Source organism: Jannaschia seosinensis (assembly GCF_001408515.1).
GTDB lineage: Bacteria > Pseudomonadota > Alphaproteobacteria > Rhodobacterales > Rhodobacteraceae > Jannaschia > Jannaschia seosinensis.
In genome coordinates, this window is record NZ_CYPR01000231.1 from 18,543 (window position 1) to 34,899 (window position 16,357).

Below are 16,357 nucleotides of genomic sequence, written 5' to 3' on the forward strand. Positions count from 1 at the left end.
ATGCAAATCCGGGAGGACGGCATCGCTCGTCCTTCCTCTTTCTTTGTGGAATTGAAAACCAATGTGGTTGGTCCTGTCGGCTAACGTTCGTTGTCAGCCAGGATCGGTGTCGGCAGCATCGCTGACTTCACCCGGCCTGCCGAGAAAGTAGCCTTGCCCGTACCTCACGCCGAGATCTCGCAAAACATCCCGCTCTTCCTCACACTCAATCCCTTCGGCCGTTAACTGAGCACCGGTTTCCGAGGCGAAATGCACCATCGCCGATACAAGTGAGCGCCGCGCAGGATCGATGTGGATGTCGCGAACGAGGGACATGTCGAGTTTCAGGATGTCGGGGTTCAGGCGCAGGATCTGATGCAGGCCGGAATAACCCGCGCCGACATCGTCGATTGCCACCAATGTTCCCTGCCGCCGGATTGTACTAACTGCCGCGGCGAACCGATCGAAGTCGTTGCATCTCTCGTGCTCCGTGACCTCGAGTGTGATCCGCTCGGCTCCGAAGCGGGCAAAGATCGGAGCCAGTCCGCCCGTCGATACGGTGTCGGGCGCCGCATTTACCGAAAGACGCACGCCTTGGTCGAGTTCATCCAAGGCTCTGAGAGCAGTCTCGATCACTGCGACTTCCAAATCCGGTTTGCGCCCGACTTGCGCGGCATCGGAGAACCACAAGTCCGGTGTGCGGTAGGGATCGGAGCGAAAGCGGCTGAGTGCCTCAAAGCTGCTGAGCTTTCCATCGGACAGCGTATAGATCGGCTGGAAAGCCATCTTCCACTCGCGGGCTGCGATCACGGCTTTGATCCTGTTTGCAATCTCCTCGTGCGTCTGACGCCGGGCTAGGCGCGTGCGGACCTGCTCTGCGGCAAGTTCGGCAAACAGACGCATCGTGTTCAGGTCGCGCGGATTCAAGCCGGGATTCGGGGCGGGCGACAGGCAGCACAAAGTCCCGTAGATGGAACCGTCGGCGCGATGGATCGGCAGGCTTGCGTGACTGCCGATCGGCACGGCCGCGGTGATCGGCATTTCGCGGGCCAGCGGCAGGGCACCGGTGTCGGGGATCAGATTGGGCAGGTTCCCCGCAAGGATGTGTCCGCAATACACTTCGTCCAGTGCATAGGAATTGCCGCGATGGATAAGATGCTCCAGCCCGGGCGCGGAGACATGGCGGAAGATCGTCCGGTCGTCCACGATCTCGCAGAGATAGGCGATCGGCATGTCGAGATGGCTCCGAACGGCATCGAGCGCGCGGTCGATGATCTCGTCCTCACTCTCCCGGTTCGGATCGGTCAAGGCCACCGCGGATGGGATGTCGATCCTCTCCTGCTTCATCAAGTCCTCGCGATGCGGCGTTGCCTCTCCATACGGCCGCAATGGCGTTAACACGGGGTAAAAACGCGTTCCTGCGATCCGCAGCATTCGAGGCAAAAGCGAAAGGTCAGGAAAGGCGTCCGGTTCGCCTTCGCCACTCCGCCCAGTCTTCGGGCGTGTCGAGATCCGTCGTCGCACGCTGTCCCGGTAAAACATGATGGGCAACAGGATGCCTGGCGATCAGGGGCCGTGCGCCCATGTCACCCTCCAACTCAAAAAGGTCCTCGAACAACGACCGGGCGAAGATCACCGGCTGACCGCGCTTTCCGTCTTCCGTCGTCGCCTGCAGGATCGGCGTATCCGTTTCGGTCCATGCCTGCGCCAGAGCCTCGAGATCCGCGGCTTCGATCTCGGGCATGTCGGCAAGGTGGATCATCAGCGCATTGGCGCGACAGTTTTCAACACCGCGGCGGATGGAGGCGGACATTGCGCGTTCCGGTACCTCGACGATCCGCGCCGAGACATCCCCGAGCCAGCAACGGCGCGGTGAGTTCGGGGGTAGGGCGACGATCACTTCGGGCGAAGCGGCGGTGGCCGCCCGCACGGCCCGCAGGATCAGCGGCGTCCCATCCACAGGTTCAAGCAGCTTGTCTCCCCCGCGCATCCGCCGCGAATCTCCGGCGGCAAGTATGAGGATGGCGGGAAGGTCACGCATAGTGTTGTTGTCCTTGGCGTCGTCTCGGTACGGTCCAAATCGCATTGGCCGAGGGATTTCACCAGATGCAGTGTGGCCTATCGGTCTGCACTCAACCTGCACAAAAAGACGATAGTCGGTTAATGAGTATACCCAGCGTTATCGCCGACGCCTGCGCAGGAGGCGAACGCACTGCTTCAAGCAAGGATCGATAGCGATCACGCGCGTGTAGAAGCAGCCCCTAACCCTCGCCTCGCGCAATCGCACCGATCATATGGCCGGCAATGCGCGTCGCATTCGCCATGATCGTGATCGACGGATTGACTCCACCGCCAGTCGGCATGACCGAGCCGTCCGCGATCCATAAATTCGGGCAGGAAAACGCACGTCCCGCGCCATCCACCACGCCGTCTGCGGCCGAAAATCCCATGCGGCAGCCCCCCATGAGATGCGCCGAACCGGCTGTCTCGAAGATATCGCGCGCGCCTGCCGCTTCGTGCATGGTTCGCATGAAGCGGAGCGCGTGGTCCGAGAGCTTGCGGTCGTTCTCGCCGAAGCGGAAAGTGATGCGCGGCAAGGGCAGGCCCAGAGCATCCGTCTCCTCCGACAACTCGACCCGGTTGGCAGGAGTCGGCATGACCTCGCCTACGATCTTCAGGCCCGCCATGTGGTTGTAAAGAGCCATGCGCCGCCGCAACTCCATCCCGAAGACGCCAAGATTCTTGACCATCGAGGTGGCGAAGTCCGTCGGTAGGGGGCCTTGGCTCATGAAGGCATACCCGCCGTGAAAATCCTTGTCGTCGTCGTAGTTCCAGTGCTCGCAGACGGCCATCGAAGGCGGCCCCTTGTACCAGCGGATCTCGTCCTCCATTACGCCCCAGACCGCATGGTTCGAATGGACCATCAATTCCGTCCCGACCAGACCCTCGGCATTGGCCAGACCCTGCGGATGCGATGGTGAGGACGAGTTCAGCAGCAGCCGCGGCGTCTCGATCGAGTAGCCCGCGACGACGACACGGCGCGCCTTTTGAAAGCGCCACTCGCCGTCGCGGTGGTAATGCACGCCCGTCGCCCGGCCATCGGATCCCGTCTCGATGCGCCCGACCATGGCGAGGTCCCGGACCTCGGCCCCGGCGGCCAGCGCGCGGGGGATATAGGTGTTCAGAATGCTCTGCTTGGCATTGGTCGAGCAGCCGATCTTGCAAAAGCCGCGATATACACAGGGCGGCGACTTGCCCCGAGGGGCCGAGACGGTGGAGATGGGGCAGGGAGACCAATCGACGCCCATGGCCTCCGCGCCGCGTGCCAAAACCTGTGCCGAGGCGTTCAACTCATGCTGCCGGTAAGGGTAGCGCCCGCGTTTCGGCCCCCAGGGATAGGTCACCGGCCCCGCGATCTTCAGCGCATCCTCGACTTCGTCGTAGCACCGCCACATCTCGCGCCAGTCCACCGGCCAGTCGCGCCCATAGCCCAGCCGCGATCGCGCCTGGAACCATTCCGGCCGAAAGCGCAGCGCCACCATCTGAAAATGCACGGTCGACCCGCCGATGGCTCGGCCGGAATTGTTCGAGCCCATCTCGATGGCGTCGTCGCCGCCGCTGATCCGATCGTCGGTCCAGTAGAGCTTGTCCTGTTCACGCTCGTCCGAGGCGAAATCAGCTAGGGGCCGGTAGAACGCGCCGGCATCGAAGGCCACGACCGACAGGCCCGCTTCGGCAAGCTTGGCGGCGACGACGCCGCCGCCCGCGCCGGTGCCGATGACGGCGACATCCACCTCCTCGGCTTCGCGGTATTGCCGCATCGCCACCCAGCCATCGCGCGAAAATACATCCGGCGCGCGGCCGTCCTTGGCACGGATTTCGGAACCTTGAGAAATCATGGCTCTGCCGACCTGCGCGTGGCGGCGCTCTCCTCCGCCTCCCAAGGGTCACGCCGATTTGGACCCAGGCGGACATAGCCGCGGGGACTTGCGGGGCCGCCGAAGCCGATTTCGGACCACGCATCGGGATGGCTGTAATAGACGCGCACGATCTCGTTCGCCAGCACTTCGCGGAACATGCGTCGGGGCGGCAGGTCATTCCATTCTGGAGCGGCGACTTCCTCGCGATCTATCGCCTTCAGCAGGGCCTCGCGCGCATCCTGCGCCAAGTCGTGAAAGGGGCGCCCATGGCACAGCCGCGCCTCGGCTTCCAGCGCCGCGAGACCGCGTTTCCATGCCTCGCGCATAGGCGGAAGGTTATCGTACCGGGTTCCGGTCGTGCGGTTCTGCGCCAGCGCCGCATCGATCCAGATGGCGATGGGTCGGTCCCGATCCGGCTGCGGCATGATCGTGTCGCACAGGGCAATCAGCACGTCCCACAGAGCGTCGTCGAAAAACTGCCGCTCGGGCGGGTTCAGCCTCCCGGCGACCACATGGCGGGTGATGTCGTCCCAGGACGGGCTGTCTCGCTTGTCCAACACGTCGTAGTCGGGATAGCGGCGCGGTGGAGATGTCATTCGGATGCCTCCAAGAGGTCGATTGCGGCCAAGCCCACCAGCGCAACCCCGGTAAAGCCCGGCGGGGCGGGCAGGGGCGGCGCGACCAGAAGGTTCTGCTGCCAATTACGCCAGCCACCCATGTTCCGGTGCACGCCCCATGCGTGGAAGGCCGTGCCGACTAGCCCCATCATTGCCGTCGCACCCAGCATGCGGTGTGCCAAACGCAGGCGTGTCGGCGAGGGACGGGCGGCGGCGGCACCCAGCGTCAGCGCCGCGATCGGGGGAAGGGTCACGGGAATGTACATGGCCGGATTGTGATACGCGCCCCGGAAGTGCAGCAGCGCCACCTCGGCCGTCGTGCCAAGGAGCCCGGCAACTGTGCCAATCGCGATCCAGCGCCCCCGACGGTGCGGCATCTCCGGCTCTCGCCGCTCAAGCATGGTCGCGGCCAGCCCCGCCAGCCCCGCCAGAGCCACCGAGCCGGGGGCGCCGATAGGCGCGGCGTAGAACAGGTTCGACCAGCACACGCCCCCGGGCCGGTCCAGGATGTTACGGGCATGAAAGGCATGGCCTGCGAGACCCACGCCCGCCGCCGTCAATAATAAGCCTTCGCGCAGAGGCCGGGGCATGGCCGCTTGCATTGCCGATGCAGCCAGTGCCCCAATCGAGGCGGCGGGCCCGAGATACATCTCCCACCGGTGGAACCCTCCACGATAATGTTCGGTTGCGCCGTCGATCGCCGCGCTCGCCGCCAGCAGCATTCCACCTTGTCGCGCCCGCCGGGCGGCGGGCTGTCGCGCCGTCTCGACCGGGAGGGCGGAGCCCGGCTGTGGGCGAGGCTGTGGCCGGCGCGCGGCCCATAGGCCCGCACCGACCAGACCGGCCAATGCCAACGCCGTCGCGGCGCCTGCCAAGGGCGAACGCTCGCGCGGAGGAGCGAATGATGTCATGCCGGCCCCTCCGGCCAGATCCGCCAGCGCTCGGCATCCGCACGCCTCAGGTCCAGCCCCAGACCCGGGCGCGACAGGTCGGGCGCGACGAGGCCCGCACGAGGTTCGGGCGCGCCGTCGAAGAACATCTTCTCGAGGCGCACGTGATCGGCGAACCACTCCACGTTACGAATTTGCATCGCTGCGCAGCAGACATGCAGGTGCAAGGCCGGCGCAGTATGGCTCGACAACGGCAATTCATGTGCGGCCGCCAGTCCATCCGCCATCAGAAACTCCGTGAAGCCGCCGCAGCGGGTCGCATCCGCCTGCAACACGTCCACGGCGTCCGCCGCAATTAACCGGCGAAAGTCAGAGAGGGTCCAGGCATATTCGCCCGACGCGACCTCCATGCCGGCGGGCGCGCGGTCGCGGATCAGGCGCAGCCCGTCCGGGTCCTTCTGCGACACCGGCTCTTCGAACCAGGTGACGTCATGCGCCGCGGCGGCCTCGGCGAATGTCAGCGCCTGCTTGCGGCCATAGGCGCCGTTCGCGTCGACATAGAGCGCGACGTCCGGTCCCACCGCTTCGCGCGCCACCCGGACGCGGTCGACATCGCGGCCCGGCTCCCGACCGACCTTCATCTTGACGGCGAGCAGTCCTCGGTGCGCCCAGCCACCGAGTTGCGCGGCCAGTTCGTCGTCGGATTGAGAGGTGAAGCCACCGCTGCCATAGACGGGAACCGCGTCGCGCCGCCCGCCCAGCAGCGTGACGACCGGCAGATCCAGCAACTTCGCCTTCAGGTCGTGCAGCGCCACGTCGCAGGCGGCCATTGCCGAGGAGGCGATCCCGGTGCGCCCGAGATTGCGTGTCGCCCGCGCCATCGCATCCCAGCAGGCGCGGGTGGACAGCACGTCCATGCCCCGCAACACGCCCGCCAGAACGTCGGCGACGATTAACGCCGCCGCCGTGCCGGTGTAGCTGTAGCCGATACCGGATAAGCCACCGGCCCGGATGGTCACAAGCACCATCGTGGTCGCATCCCATTCGAGCGTACCGTCCGATTGAGGCGCCTCGGTCGGCACGCGGAACGCCTCGGCGTCGATCGCTTCGATGGGGATCCGCTCGGCCACGGGCGCGGGATCAGGCCCAAGACCGTTTGATGGATTGCTTGACGATGGCGTAGCTGTCTGGGTCGCCCTTCAGCAACGATTTCGCAAAGCTCTTGGCCTGCGAATAGGTGATGTGCGGCGGCAAAGATGCCATGTTTGGATCCACCACGGCATCGATCACCACCGGCCGGTCCGCACGGAGCGCCTCGTCCCACGCGGGACCGACCTGCTCTGGCCGATCGACGCGAATGCCTCTCAGCCCAAGCAATTCGGCATATTGCGCATAGTTCAATTGCGGTACGTTCTGTGTCTCCTCAACCTTGGGGAAGCCGCCCATGGCCCGCAATTCCCACGTCACCTGATTGAGGTCGCCGTTGTTCAGGACGCAGATGACCATTCGCGGATCCTGCCATTGCTGCCAATATTTGGCGGCGGTGATCAGGCTGCTCATGCCGAGCATCTGCATCGCTCCGTCGCCGACAAAGCCGATCGCCACCCGGTCGGGGTGACAGAATTTGGCGGCCGTCGCGTAAGGCACGCCCGGGCACATTGTCGCCAGCGTTCCCGACAGGGAGGCCATCTGTCCACGCCGGAACTTCATGCCGCGCGCGAACCAGTTGGCGGAGGAGCCGGAATCGGCGGAGACGATCGCATTGTCCGGCAGACGGTCCGACGCCTCCCAGAACAAGAGCTCCGGATTGATCGGGTCGGCGGACAGGTGCGCGCGTTCCCGCTCGCCCTCCCACCAATCGGTGATCTTGCCCTCCAGGCTTTCGCGCCAGCTGCGGTCCTCCTTGCGTTTCAGGTAAGGCAGCAGCGCGCGCAGGGTCAGAGCGGCATCGCCGACGAGGTTCGTGTCCATCGGGTAGCGGATCGACAGCATCTTCGGGTCAAGGTCGATCTGCACGCCCCGCGCCTGGCCCTCCTCGGGCAGGAACTCGGAATAGGGGAACCCCGAGCCGACCATCAGGAGCGTGTCGCAATCTTTCATCATGTCCCACGATGGACGCGTGCCCAGAAGCCCGATCTGGCCCGTGACGAATGGCAGGTCGTCGGGCACAGCCGCCCGTCCCAGCAGGGCCTTGGCGACGCCGGCGCCAAGCACTTCGGCCGTCTCGATCACCTCGTCGGTTGCATTCAGTGCGCCGGCACCGACCAGCATGGCAACCTTCTTGCCGCTGTTGAGAACCTCCGCCGCCTCGCGCAGCTGTTCTTCTCCCGGCACGATACGCGGCTGGGCGTAACCGATGCCGGAATGGATCGTGCCATGCTCCTGCGGGGGCTCTTCGTGGGGCATCTCCTGCACGTCGTTGGGAATGATGAGGCATGTGACGGTCCGCTCCGCCTTGGCGATGCGCAGGGCCCGGTCGATCAGGTGGCGCATCTGCTGCGGTGCCATGCAGGTCTGGACGAAGTCTCCCGCGACGTCCTTGAAGAGCGACATCAGGTCGACTTCCTGCTGGTAGTGCCCGCCCATGGCCGCACGGCTCTGCTGTCCCACGATCGCCAGGACCGGCTGGTGGTCGAGCTTGGCATCGTAAAGACCGTTCAGCAGGTGGATTGCGCCGGGTCCCGAGGTGGCGAGGCAGACGCCGACATCTCCTGTCCACTTGGCGTGGCCGCAGGCCATGAAGGCGGCCTCTTCCTCGTGCCTCGTCTGGACGAATTCAAGATTCTCATCCAGCCCCGTCTCCATCGCCCCGACGATGCCGTTGATCCCGTCGCCGGGGAACCCGTAGATCCGCCGGATTTCCCATTCCTTCAGACGCTTCAGTAGGAAGTCGGCGACAGTATCAGCCATGAAGTCTCTCCTCGTGTCGTTCGGGGTGGGGCAGTCGGCCCCTCAGATCGATAGCAGCGGAAGGCCGGTCTCCGGGTCCGCGCGTCGTTGCAGTTCCTCGGGCAGTTCGGTGACGATCACCTCCAGCGTCGGACGAACATGAGCTTCGAGAAGATGCCCGCCCCAAGCCGTGCCGTCGCGCCTCGAGACAACGACATGGGGATGCAGCCGCGCAGCCCCATCCTCGGTGGCGAAGTTGCCGACCAGACTGACGACCTCGACCTGCTCGTCCAGATGGATGCGGTCGTAATCCTCACGGGTGGTGTCGAAGAAGCCCAGCGTCACATCCCAAAGCGCGCCCAGCCCTGCAAACTCGGCCCCAACGATGGAATGCGCCCGCGCGACGTCCAGAAGGCAAGCGCCAGCTTCCTCGTCGGTGCCGAGCACGACCACAAATTGCCGCATGGAGGCCGTCTGGGTTTGCTTCACATGCATCTGAGCAGCCCTCGAAGGTTCGGGACGCGTGGAACCGACGTTTGCAGGGTCGGAGCGCGCTTCACACATGATCTCAAACCGGGAGATTGCGGAGAAGTTCCTTGCGCGCCTGCCGTTCGCGAAGCGCTGCAAGGCCCGCGGCGCAGCCATATTGCGTGACCCAGCCTGTGGCGGCCGGTGGTCATCTGTTGCTCGTCTCGTGCCCGAGATTCTGTAGGCAGTCCGGTCCGTCCGTTTGCAATGCCGGACAGCCTCGTCGGATGCGGCGGGAACAACCCGTCACCCGTATCTCTCGGGGACAGCTGCGGCACTTACCGCTGCGGGAAGAGTTCCCGGACCTCTTCGGGCACCAGATGGATCACCTGCTCCATCTCCCCGCCGGAAACGTGCCGGTCCATCGCCGCGAATACCGCGCGCGCCGCTTCTTCCGGGTCCATCGGGGGGGCACCTTCAAGCGCGCCGGAGACCCTCTGCAGGAACTCCTCTCGCGATCGAAAGACATCGGGCTTTCCCGCGGGTCGGTAGTCTTCCCAAAATATGCCGCGAACCAGCGTCGGCAGGTGCGAGGCAAGGTGGAAGGCCTCTTCAATCATCAGCCGGTCGCGCAGGGCCCAGAGCACGGAGCGAAGCGCATGGAACTGGCGCTGCTTATCGGGGCCTATGGCGTCGCCGATGTCGTTAAGCCAATCGTTGGTCTTGTGCAGTGTACGGTCGAAATTCTCCAAACCGGTCTCGGACATGGGGATCTCCTGTACTGAAGATGAAATAGGTCCGGGAGGCGCCTACTGCGCGGCCCCGGGATTGACGTCCTGCTTCGCAAGCTCGGTCAGCAGGTCATCGGCCGCCTTTTCCTGATCGAGGATCGCGAGCAATTCGCTTTGGTCCTCGTCCAGACCAAGCTGCTTGGCCCAGCAGGCCAGCGTGCCGTAGGCGGCGATCTCGTAATGCTCGATCCGTTGCGCCGATGCGATCAGGCCCGCGTCACGCAGGGCCGGGTCGTCGAGCATCCCGCTCCATTTCTCGCTCTCCTCGATCAGCCGGCGCATGGACTGATCCTGATGTTCCCCAGGATTGACCTCATGCCGCTTGAGGATCGTCTCGACCCGGGCGAGTTGCGCACGCGTATCGACGAGATGACCTTCAAGCGCCTGCTTAAGCGTCTCTGACGCCGCCGCATCGCGCATCCGGGGGAGCGCATCGACGAGCTGGCTCTCGACGGAGCACGCTTCCTGCAACTCCTGAAGGTACATCTCGCGGAAAGAATTGATTTTCATGTTGATCTCCGTCGCATGGCTCGCGGGATGCCACGCGGACATCCTGCGACTAGATCAGTTCACAGCGGCAGGCGGAGGCGCCGTGACCGGAGCGGCCCAAGGCCACGCAATCACGATGAGTCCCAACCAGAACAGAAGCAGGATCAAGAGAATGCCGAGACCCGCGCCTGCGGTGGGGTAATAGCGATAGGCCCCTCCGCTGCGGTAGGGACGGCGATTGCGCGTGTAGCCCCAGCCGGGCGCCGCGGCGATGGCGAAGAAGAAGAGCAGGATGAGGAGCCAGAACCAGAACACGTCCATTCGTGAATCTCCGATTAGGGCGGGCCATATATCGGCCCGCGGTGAGCGTCGGCGTTACGGGGTGAGAGACAGGCGGGTCAGAGTCGCTCTTGCTGTGTCGGCTCCGACACTTCCTTCACGGGATGCTCGGTAATTCCGGCGCGCGCGAGATCGGCGATCGCCACAATACCCACGAGGCGCTTGTCGCGATTGAGGACGGGCAGGCGCCGCACCTTGTGCTCCGCCATCACGTCCGCGGCGCGCTGGGCATCCTCGTCGTCGAAGCAGTAATAAACGCCTTCGGACATAACCTCCCGGACCGTGCAATTGCCCGGAGCGAGGCCTGCCGCGACGCCGCGAGCGATGATGTCGCGGTCGGTAACCATCCCCACCAGACGGTCGTTCTCGCCCACCGGCAGCGCGCCGAGATCCTCATCGCGCATGCGAATGGCGGCATCGCGGGTTGTCGTGTTCGGGTCGATAATCTCGACACCAGACGTCATCAGATCACTGATATTCAATGGAATATCCTCCAGTATGTGGGGGTCTTGCAAGGCTAACAACCGGTTCGGCCCGTTGTTCCGTTTCGGCCTCAACTTTCGAATCGCCGCCAGCGGCCGGTGCGCCGGAATGGGGGTCGCGTTCGGCAGACGGTCGGGTGCAGGCGAAAAGCGTAGGAACGGGCGGAACGCAGATCGGGAGCGCAATGCCGGTCCCTTTGCCAAGCCATACCCGGCGGCCCGAATGGGGCCGCCTTCCTCACAAGTCTTGGCCCGGCCGAAGGGGCGCATTAGGGAAAGGACGAACACCACGGCGAGGGGTGACGTTTATGAATGTGCAAACGGCTCCCTGCGCCAACACCTTGGGTCGATGAGCACGCGATTGAGGGACATGCCGCCGCTCTACATCCTTCGCCACGGCGAGACGGAGTGGAATCGTGCCGGTCGCCTGCAGGGAACCCGCGATAGCGACCTGACATCCGAGGGACGGCGGCAGGCAGCCCGCCAGGGGACGATCCTGCAAAGTCTCCCTCCGATTTGCCTTGCACGGACCAGTCCCCAAGGCCGCGCCGCCGAGACGGCGCGGCTGGCAGGTCTGCGGGCACAAGCCGATGCACGCCTGGCGGAAATCGCGCTGGGCACGTGGGAGGGGCAGCACCTCGCGGACCTCGCCCCGCCGCGCGGCATCGGCTGGAAGTTCACGGCGCCGGGCGGCGAAACCCGCGCCCGTGTCGAGGCGCGACTGCGCGCGTTGCTCGACGACCTCGACGGCCCGACGATTTTGGTGACACACGGCGTCACGTCGATCTGCCTGCGCGGTCTTCTGCTGGGGGAGCCCGACCTCGACAAGCTCACCGATCCGCAGGGTACGGTGCATCGGATCCTGGACGGCCGCGAAACCGTCTTCCGCTGACTTGCGGCGCGGATCACGCTCGGCTATCCGGCAGATCACGGGTGGTTAGCTCAGTTGGTAGAGCGTCTCGTTTACACCGAGAATGTCGGGGGTTCGAGTCCCTCACCACCCACCACTTCCATCTTGGCACATGTCGGCGTGGCTCCTTCCGTTGTCGCGGTCGGGGATCTGACGTCGTGCCGATGTAACGGCGTTGCAGGTGCCGCAGGTTGTCAGATGGTTCGCGCTCGCCGGTTGGGGATGCGCCCAAGCTATCGCTGCCTCACCTCCCGGCCAAGCTATCCGGCAGAACCCCTTCAAACGGGTGGTTTCAAGTACCCGCTAGTTCGACGAATCCCGCATCTGACTGCACGGACGTCAGGCCGGCCGCTTCAGACTTCCGCTCTGGCCCGCTCCCGTAAAAGCATGGGGCCGAGGGTTTCACACCACCGCAAATCAAACTCGGCGGCCGCGATCCCTCGACCTAATGCCCGCTGGGCACGCGGCGCATGCTCCGCCTCCTCGACAAAAGCCGACGCACGTCCTGTCACCAAACCTTCGTCCTACCGTCACGGTCCTGCGACATCCCTGTCATCTGCGCTCCGCAGGATATCGGCACCGACCTGTCAATCCCGGAGCCGATCATGATCCCTCACCCGACCCGACGCGCCACCCTGCAGGGTGCGCTTGCCGCGACATCCCTTCTCGCCATGCCGGGTCTCGCCCGCGCGCAATCCCGCCCTCTCATCACCCACGGCGTCCAATCCGGCGACGTTGCCCATGATGGCGCCGTGATCTGGTCGCGTGCGGACCGCGAAGCGCGGATGATGGTCGAATGGGCCACCCGCGAGGACTTCGCCAACGCGCAGCGCGTGCAGCCGCTGGATCTCGGTACGCCGACCGACGGGACGGGCAAGCTGACGCTCAGAGGCCTGCCGTCGGATCAGGATATCTTCTACCGCGTCACGATGGCCGATCTGACGGACCTGAACGCCGTGTCCGAACCCGTGACAGGCCATTTCCGCACCGCTCCGCGGACGGCGCGCGATATCCGCTTCGTCTGGTCCGGCGATACGGCGGGGCAGGGCTGGGGCATCGACCGTGACCGCGGCGGGATGCGCAGCTACGCGACCATGATGCGCCATCGGCCGGACTTCCTGATCCATTCGGGCGACACCGTCTATGCCGACGGACCGTTGCAGCCGGAGGTGACGCTCACCGACGGGACGATCTGGCGCAACGTGACGACCGACGCGAAATCGAAGGTGGCCGAGACGCTTGACGAGTTCCGGGGGCAGTTCCTTTACAACCTGCTCGACGACAACGTCCGGGCCTTCAACGCGGAGGTTCCGATTCTGGCGCAGTGGGACGACCACGAGGTCACGAACAACTGGTACCCTACCGAATCGCTGGCGGCAGACGACCGCTACTCGGTCAAGTCCGCGGCCCTTCTGGCGGCACGTGGTGCGCGCGCCTTCCACGAGATGATGCCGACGCGTCAGAGCCAGGAGGAGCCGAACAGGATCTACCGCAAGGTGGCGTACGGCCCTTTGCTCGACGTGTTCTTCATCGACCTTCGCACCTATCGCGGCCCCAACACGACCAATCGCGAGGAGGGCGGCACGCCGTTTCTGGGAGATGCGCAGATCGCGTGGCTCAAGCGCGAGCTGACCAATTCCGATGCGACGTGGAAGATCATCGCCTCCGACATGCCCATCGGCATGATGGTGCGCGACGGCGAGGCCGCGATGGAGAACGGTGCAAACGGCGACGGCCCCCCGCTCGGGCGGGAGCAGGACATCGCCGAGGTCCTGTCCTTCATCAAACATGCCGGCATCGCAAATACTGTCTGGCTCACGGCTGATGTCCACTACACCGCCGCTCACCACTACAGCCCCGACCGCGCGACGTTTCAGGATTTCGAGCCATTTTGGGAATTCGTGTCCGGCCCGCTGCATTCGGGAACGTTCGGTCCGTCGGGCTACGATAACACGTTCGGCCCGGAGGTCCGCTTCGCCAAGGCGCCGGCCGAGGCGCAGGGACAGAACCTGCCGCCCTCCATGGGGCTGCAATTTTTCGGTCTGGTGGACATCGCCGCCGATACCGGCGTGATGAAGGTGCGCCTGATGGATGTGGGCGATACGGAATTGTGGTCCGTCGAGCTGGAGCCAATTCGCACCTGAAGGGAAAGATACGAAAATCGGCGCGCTTCCCCGCTTGACGGGGCGGGGGACGCGCCATAGACACCCCCCACGCCGGAGACGGCGGGCAAGCGGGCGGTTGTAGCTCAGTTGGTTAGAGTACCGGCCTGTCACGCCGGGGGTCGCGGGTTCGAGCCCCGTCAACCGCGCCACCGCTTGCCCCCGTCCCGCGTAATGCGCGGTTGTAGCTCAGTTGGTTAGAGTACCGGCCTGTCACGCCGGGGGTCGCGGGTTCGAGCCCCGTCAACCGCGCCACTTTCGTCATCCGGATCGGAGCGGCGCCTGACATTTCCGTCAGGCGCCTCCGGTTCGCTCGACACCGCCGGTCAGGCGCGTCCCTTCGTGGCATAACGCGGCAGCATCGCGCTGAAATCGCGCCCCGCACCATCCTCGTCCTCGACGAACATCCGGTATTGCCGCAGAGCCTCCGTCCCCAGCGGTGTCGCGGCATCGGCCGCCTCCGCCGCCTGCGCCGCAAGCGCCAGATCCTTCAGCATCAGATCCGCGGCGAAGCCGGGCTTGTAGTCGTTATCGGACGGTGCTTCTGGCCCGACGCCTGGCGCGGGGCAGTAGGTGGTCAAGCTCCAAGACTGCCCGGAGGAGGTCGACGCCACATCGTACATCGCTTGGCGGTCGAGCCCCAGCTTGTCGGCCAGCGCAAAGGCTTCGCAGGTCACCGACATCGTGGCTCCGAGAATCATGTTGTTGCAGATTTTCGCGGCCTGCCCATTGCCGGATGGTCCACAATAGACGGTGCGCCCGCCCATCTCGTCGAGCAGCGGAGACGCCGCGGCCAGAGCGTCCCGCGTCCCGCCGACCATGAAGGTCAGCGTTCCCGCCGCCGCGCCACCGATTCCGCCCGAAACTGGCGCGTCGAGCGCCTGAATTTCGCGATCCGCTGCCTGCGCCGCGACGGCACGCGCGCTGTCGACATCGACGGTGGAGCAGTCGAGCAGCACCGCACCGGGATGCATCGCATGGATCACCTCTTCCGCCACTGCGCGCAGAATCGTGCCGTTCGGCAGCATCGTGATCACCACATCCGCTCCTTGCGCGGCCTCCGCCGCGGATGCCGCCATCGTCATACCCTCCGGCGCGGCGACGGTGTCGTAGCCCGTCACGTCGTGCCCCGCCGCCACGAGGTTTGCCGCCATGGGCGCACCCATATTGCCAAGCCCGATGAACCCGATTTTCATTATGCGTCCTCCAGTCGCGGCGCGTATTCGCCCAATGGCTGCAGCATGGCCGAGACTTCGTCCGGCGTCACGTCCTCCGGCCGGGCATGTTTCCATTTCGGCGCGCGATCCTTGTCGATGATCTGCGCCCGGATCCCCTCGACGAAGTCGCCCTGCTCCAAGGAACGGAACGTGAAGCACGCCTCCTGACCCAGCGCTTCCTCGATCGTCGGATCGTCTCCCAACCGGTGCAGGATTTCCACCGTGCAGGCCATCGATAGGGGGGCGTTCCGGGCGAACGCCTCGCGTGCCGTCTGGGCCACGTCGCCATCCTCCGGCAGATCGCGCACGATATCGCCCAGCGTCGCGCCCGCGAAGACACGATCGATCTGTGTCTGGAGGGCAGCGAGGGGTGAATCCGGGGCAGGGCGAGCCGCACGATCCACCGCGCCGACATCCCCGGTCTCGACCAGTTCCGCCTTCAGCGCATCCCAGTCCTGCGGGATGTAGTGATCAGCGAAGCCGGCATAAAGCGCGTCGCCCGGGCCCATTCGCGCGCCGGTCGTCCCCAGATATGCACCCATCCGTCCCGGTGCGCGCGCAAGCAGGCGCGTTCCGCCCACATCCGGCACCAGCCCGATTCCGCATTCCGGCATCGCGATCCGCGATGTGTCGTCCACGATCCGGTGCGACGCGTGACAGCCGACACCGACGCCGCCGCCCATCGTGAATCCATGAAGAAAGCTGACGATCGGCTTGGGAAAATGAGACAGCTTGGCGTTCATCCTGTATTCATCGCCCCAGAAGCGCCGCCCGTAGTCGAACCGTCCCTCGATCCCGGCCGCGTGCATTGCCGCGATATCGCCCCCCGCACAAAAGGCGCGCCCGGGGGCTCCATCGATCAGAGCGACATGAACATCCTCGCGTAACCGCCAGTCATCGAAAACTTTTTCGATTTCAAGGCACATGTCCCAAGTAAGCGCGTTCAGCGCGTTCGGCCGGTTCAACGTGATCCGTCCCGCGCGCCCCTCGACGCGAATATCAATGTCGTCGCTCACACCGTTTTCTTCCTCTGGCCTGAAGTGTCCCGGCGCACTGAAGCTGATCCCCGGAACTGGTCCGTTGTCACGAGATTGATCGTCCAATCCGCTGCGGGAGGCAAGGCAGCCAAGTCGGGCAATCGGATCGTCAATTTCGTAAATCGATGTGATCGCAGGCCTGCCTCGCCAGCCATTAACGAACTTTT

The 16,357-nt window shown here is 64.9% G+C and carries 16 protein-coding genes and 3 tRNA genes; 5 read left to right on the plus strand and 14 right to left on the minus strand.

The window, feature by feature from the left end; translation table 11 throughout:
- Positions 1-93 precede the first annotated feature (93 nt).
- The 12 genes from JSE7799_RS17720 to JSE7799_RS17775 all read right to left on the minus strand — a co-directional run bounded on the left by JSE7799_RS17720 (position 94) and on the right by JSE7799_RS17775 (position 10,864).
- On the minus strand, positions 94-1,413 hold the full coding sequence (locus JSE7799_RS17720; protein WP_222101810.1) for a sensor domain-containing phosphodiesterase: 1,320 nt from the start codon (positions 1,411-1,413) through the stop codon (positions 94-96).
- A 19-nt stretch (positions 1,414-1,432) separates the two neighbouring features.
- The gene (locus JSE7799_RS17725) at positions 1,433-2,020 is read right to left on the minus strand and encodes a nucleotidyltransferase family protein (RefSeq protein WP_055664797.1); all 588 of its coding nucleotides are present in this window, start codon (positions 2,018-2,020) and stop codon (positions 1,433-1,435) included.
- A 220-nt stretch (positions 2,021-2,240) separates the two neighbouring features.
- On the minus strand, positions 2,241-3,878 hold the full coding sequence (locus JSE7799_RS17730; protein WP_055664798.1) for a GMC family oxidoreductase: 1,638 nt from the start codon (positions 3,876-3,878) through the stop codon (positions 2,241-2,243).
- Positions 3,875-4,495 carry a gluconate 2-dehydrogenase subunit 3 family protein gene (locus JSE7799_RS17735; RefSeq protein ID WP_055664799.1) on the minus strand — a complete coding sequence of 207 codons (621 nt, stop codon included), beginning with the start codon at positions 4,493-4,495 and terminating at the stop codon, positions 3,875-3,877. The genes JSE7799_RS17730 and JSE7799_RS17735 overlap by 4 nt, the downstream gene beginning before the upstream one ends.
- Positions 4,492-5,427, minus strand: coding sequence for a hypothetical protein (locus JSE7799_RS17740; RefSeq protein ID WP_144431788.1), 936 nt, complete (start codon positions 5,425-5,427; stop codon positions 4,492-4,494). Before JSE7799_RS17740 ends, JSE7799_RS17735 begins: the two co-directional genes overlap by 4 nt.
- Positions 5,424-6,536, minus strand: coding sequence for an enolase C-terminal domain-like protein (locus JSE7799_RS17745; RefSeq protein WP_055664801.1), 1,113 nt, complete (start codon positions 6,534-6,536; stop codon positions 5,424-5,426). Before JSE7799_RS17745 ends, JSE7799_RS17740 begins: the two co-directional genes overlap by 4 nt.
- Before the next feature lie 10 nt (positions 6,537-6,546).
- On the minus strand, positions 6,547-8,316 hold the full coding sequence (locus tag JSE7799_RS17750) for a thiamine pyrophosphate-requiring protein (RefSeq protein ID WP_055664802.1): 1,770 nt from the start codon (positions 8,314-8,316) through the stop codon (positions 6,547-6,549).
- Positions 8,317-8,358: 42 nt separating this feature from the next.
- Positions 8,359-8,784: a PPC domain-containing DNA-binding protein gene (locus tag JSE7799_RS17755; protein WP_222101811.1), complete on the minus strand. Its 426-nt coding sequence runs from the start codon at positions 8,782-8,784 to the stop codon at positions 8,359-8,361.
- A gap of 317 nt (positions 8,785-9,101) precedes the next feature.
- Entirely contained in the window at positions 9,102-9,530 is a 429-nt protein-coding gene (locus tag JSE7799_RS17760) for a DUF2267 domain-containing protein (RefSeq protein ID WP_055664804.1), read from the minus strand.
- A gap of 42 nt (positions 9,531-9,572) precedes the next feature.
- Positions 9,573-10,064: a YciE/YciF ferroxidase family protein gene (locus tag JSE7799_RS17765; RefSeq protein ID WP_055664839.1), complete on the minus strand. Its 492-nt coding sequence runs from the start codon at positions 10,062-10,064 to the stop codon at positions 9,573-9,575.
- 54 nt (positions 10,065-10,118) lie between these two features.
- Entirely contained in the window at positions 10,119-10,364 is a 246-nt protein-coding gene (locus JSE7799_RS17770) for a hypothetical protein (protein WP_055664805.1), read from the minus strand.
- 77 nt (positions 10,365-10,441) lie between these two features.
- The gene (locus JSE7799_RS17775) at positions 10,442-10,864 is read right to left on the minus strand and encodes a CBS domain-containing protein (RefSeq protein ID WP_055664806.1); all 423 of its coding nucleotides are present in this window, start codon (positions 10,862-10,864) and stop codon (positions 10,442-10,444) included.
- A gap of 370 nt (positions 10,865-11,234) precedes the next feature.
- Between JSE7799_RS17775 and JSE7799_RS17780 the strand changes: the two genes are divergently transcribed.
- The 5 genes from JSE7799_RS17780 to JSE7799_RS17800 all read left to right on the plus strand — a co-directional run bounded on the left by JSE7799_RS17780 (position 11,235) and on the right by JSE7799_RS17800 (position 14,191).
- Positions 11,235-11,756: a histidine phosphatase family protein gene (locus JSE7799_RS17780; RefSeq protein WP_055664807.1), complete on the plus strand. Its 522-nt coding sequence runs from the start codon at positions 11,235-11,237 to the stop codon at positions 11,754-11,756.
- Between the two features lie 39 nt (positions 11,757-11,795).
- A tRNA-Val gene (locus tag JSE7799_RS17785) sits at positions 11,796-11,871 on the plus strand.
- Between the two features lie 508 nt (positions 11,872-12,379).
- On the plus strand, positions 12,380-13,918 hold the full coding sequence (locus tag JSE7799_RS17790) for an alkaline phosphatase D family protein (RefSeq protein ID WP_055664808.1): 1,539 nt from the start codon (positions 12,380-12,382) through the stop codon (positions 13,916-13,918).
- Between the two features lie 93 nt (positions 13,919-14,011).
- Positions 14,012-14,088, plus strand: a tRNA-Asp gene (locus tag JSE7799_RS17795).
- Positions 14,089-14,114: 26 nt separating this feature from the next.
- Positions 14,115-14,191, plus strand: a tRNA-Asp gene (locus JSE7799_RS17800).
- Positions 14,192-14,262: 71 nt separating this feature from the next.
- Here the strand turns inward: JSE7799_RS17800 and mmsB are convergent.
- Together mmsB and JSE7799_RS17810 are read right to left on the minus strand one after the other, a co-directional pair.
- Positions 14,263-15,132 carry a 3-hydroxyisobutyrate dehydrogenase gene (gene mmsB, locus JSE7799_RS17805; RefSeq protein ID WP_055664809.1) on the minus strand — a complete coding sequence of 290 codons (870 nt, stop codon included), beginning with the start codon at positions 15,130-15,132 and terminating at the stop codon, positions 14,263-14,265.
- A complete protein-coding gene (locus JSE7799_RS17810) occupies positions 15,132-16,169 on the minus strand; it encodes an enoyl-CoA hydratase/isomerase family protein (protein WP_055664810.1) in 1,038 nt (345 codons plus the stop codon). Before JSE7799_RS17810 ends, mmsB begins: the two co-directional genes overlap by 1 nt.
- Positions 16,170-16,357: the final 188 nt, after the last annotated feature.

Coding starts and splice junctions, on each gene's coding strand:
- JSE7799_RS17720 (WP_222101810.1), bottom strand. CDS start 1,413: ATGCTGCGGATCGCAGGAACGCGTTTTTACCCCGTGTTAACGCCATTG.
- JSE7799_RS17725 (WP_055664797.1), bottom strand. CDS start 2,020: ATGCGTGACCTTCCCGCCATCCTCATACTTGCCGCCGGAGATTCGCGG.
- JSE7799_RS17730 (WP_055664798.1), bottom strand. CDS start 3,878: ATGATTTCTCAAGGTTCCGAAATCCGTGCCAAGGACGGCCGCGCGCCG.
- JSE7799_RS17735 (WP_055664799.1), bottom strand. CDS start 4,495: ATGACATCTCCACCGCGCCGCTATCCCGACTACGACGTGTTGGACAAG.
- JSE7799_RS17740 (WP_144431788.1), bottom strand. CDS start 5,427: ATGACATCATTCGCTCCTCCGCGCGAGCGTTCGCCCTTGGCAGGCGCC.
- JSE7799_RS17750 (WP_055664802.1), bottom strand. CDS start 8,316: ATGGCTGATACTGTCGCCGACTTCCTACTGAAGCGTCTGAAGGAATGG.
- JSE7799_RS17760 (WP_055664804.1), bottom strand. CDS start 9,530: ATGTCCGAGACCGGTTTGGAGAATTTCGACCGTACACTGCACAAGACC.
- JSE7799_RS17765 (WP_055664839.1), bottom strand. CDS start 10,064: ATGAAAATCAATTCTTTCCGCGAGATGTACCTTCAGGAGTTGCAGGAA.
- JSE7799_RS17770 (WP_055664805.1), bottom strand. CDS start 10,364: ATGGACGTGTTCTGGTTCTGGCTCCTCATCCTGCTCTTCTTCTTCGCC.
- JSE7799_RS17780 (WP_055664807.1), top strand. CDS start 11,235: ATGCCGCCGCTCTACATCCTTCGCCACGGCGAGACGGAGTGGAATCGT.
- JSE7799_RS17790 (WP_055664808.1), top strand. CDS start 12,380: ATGATCCCTCACCCGACCCGACGCGCCACCCTGCAGGGTGCGCTTGCC.
- mmsB (WP_055664809.1), bottom strand. CDS start 15,132: ATGAAAATCGGGTTCATCGGGCTTGGCAATATGGGTGCGCCCATGGCG.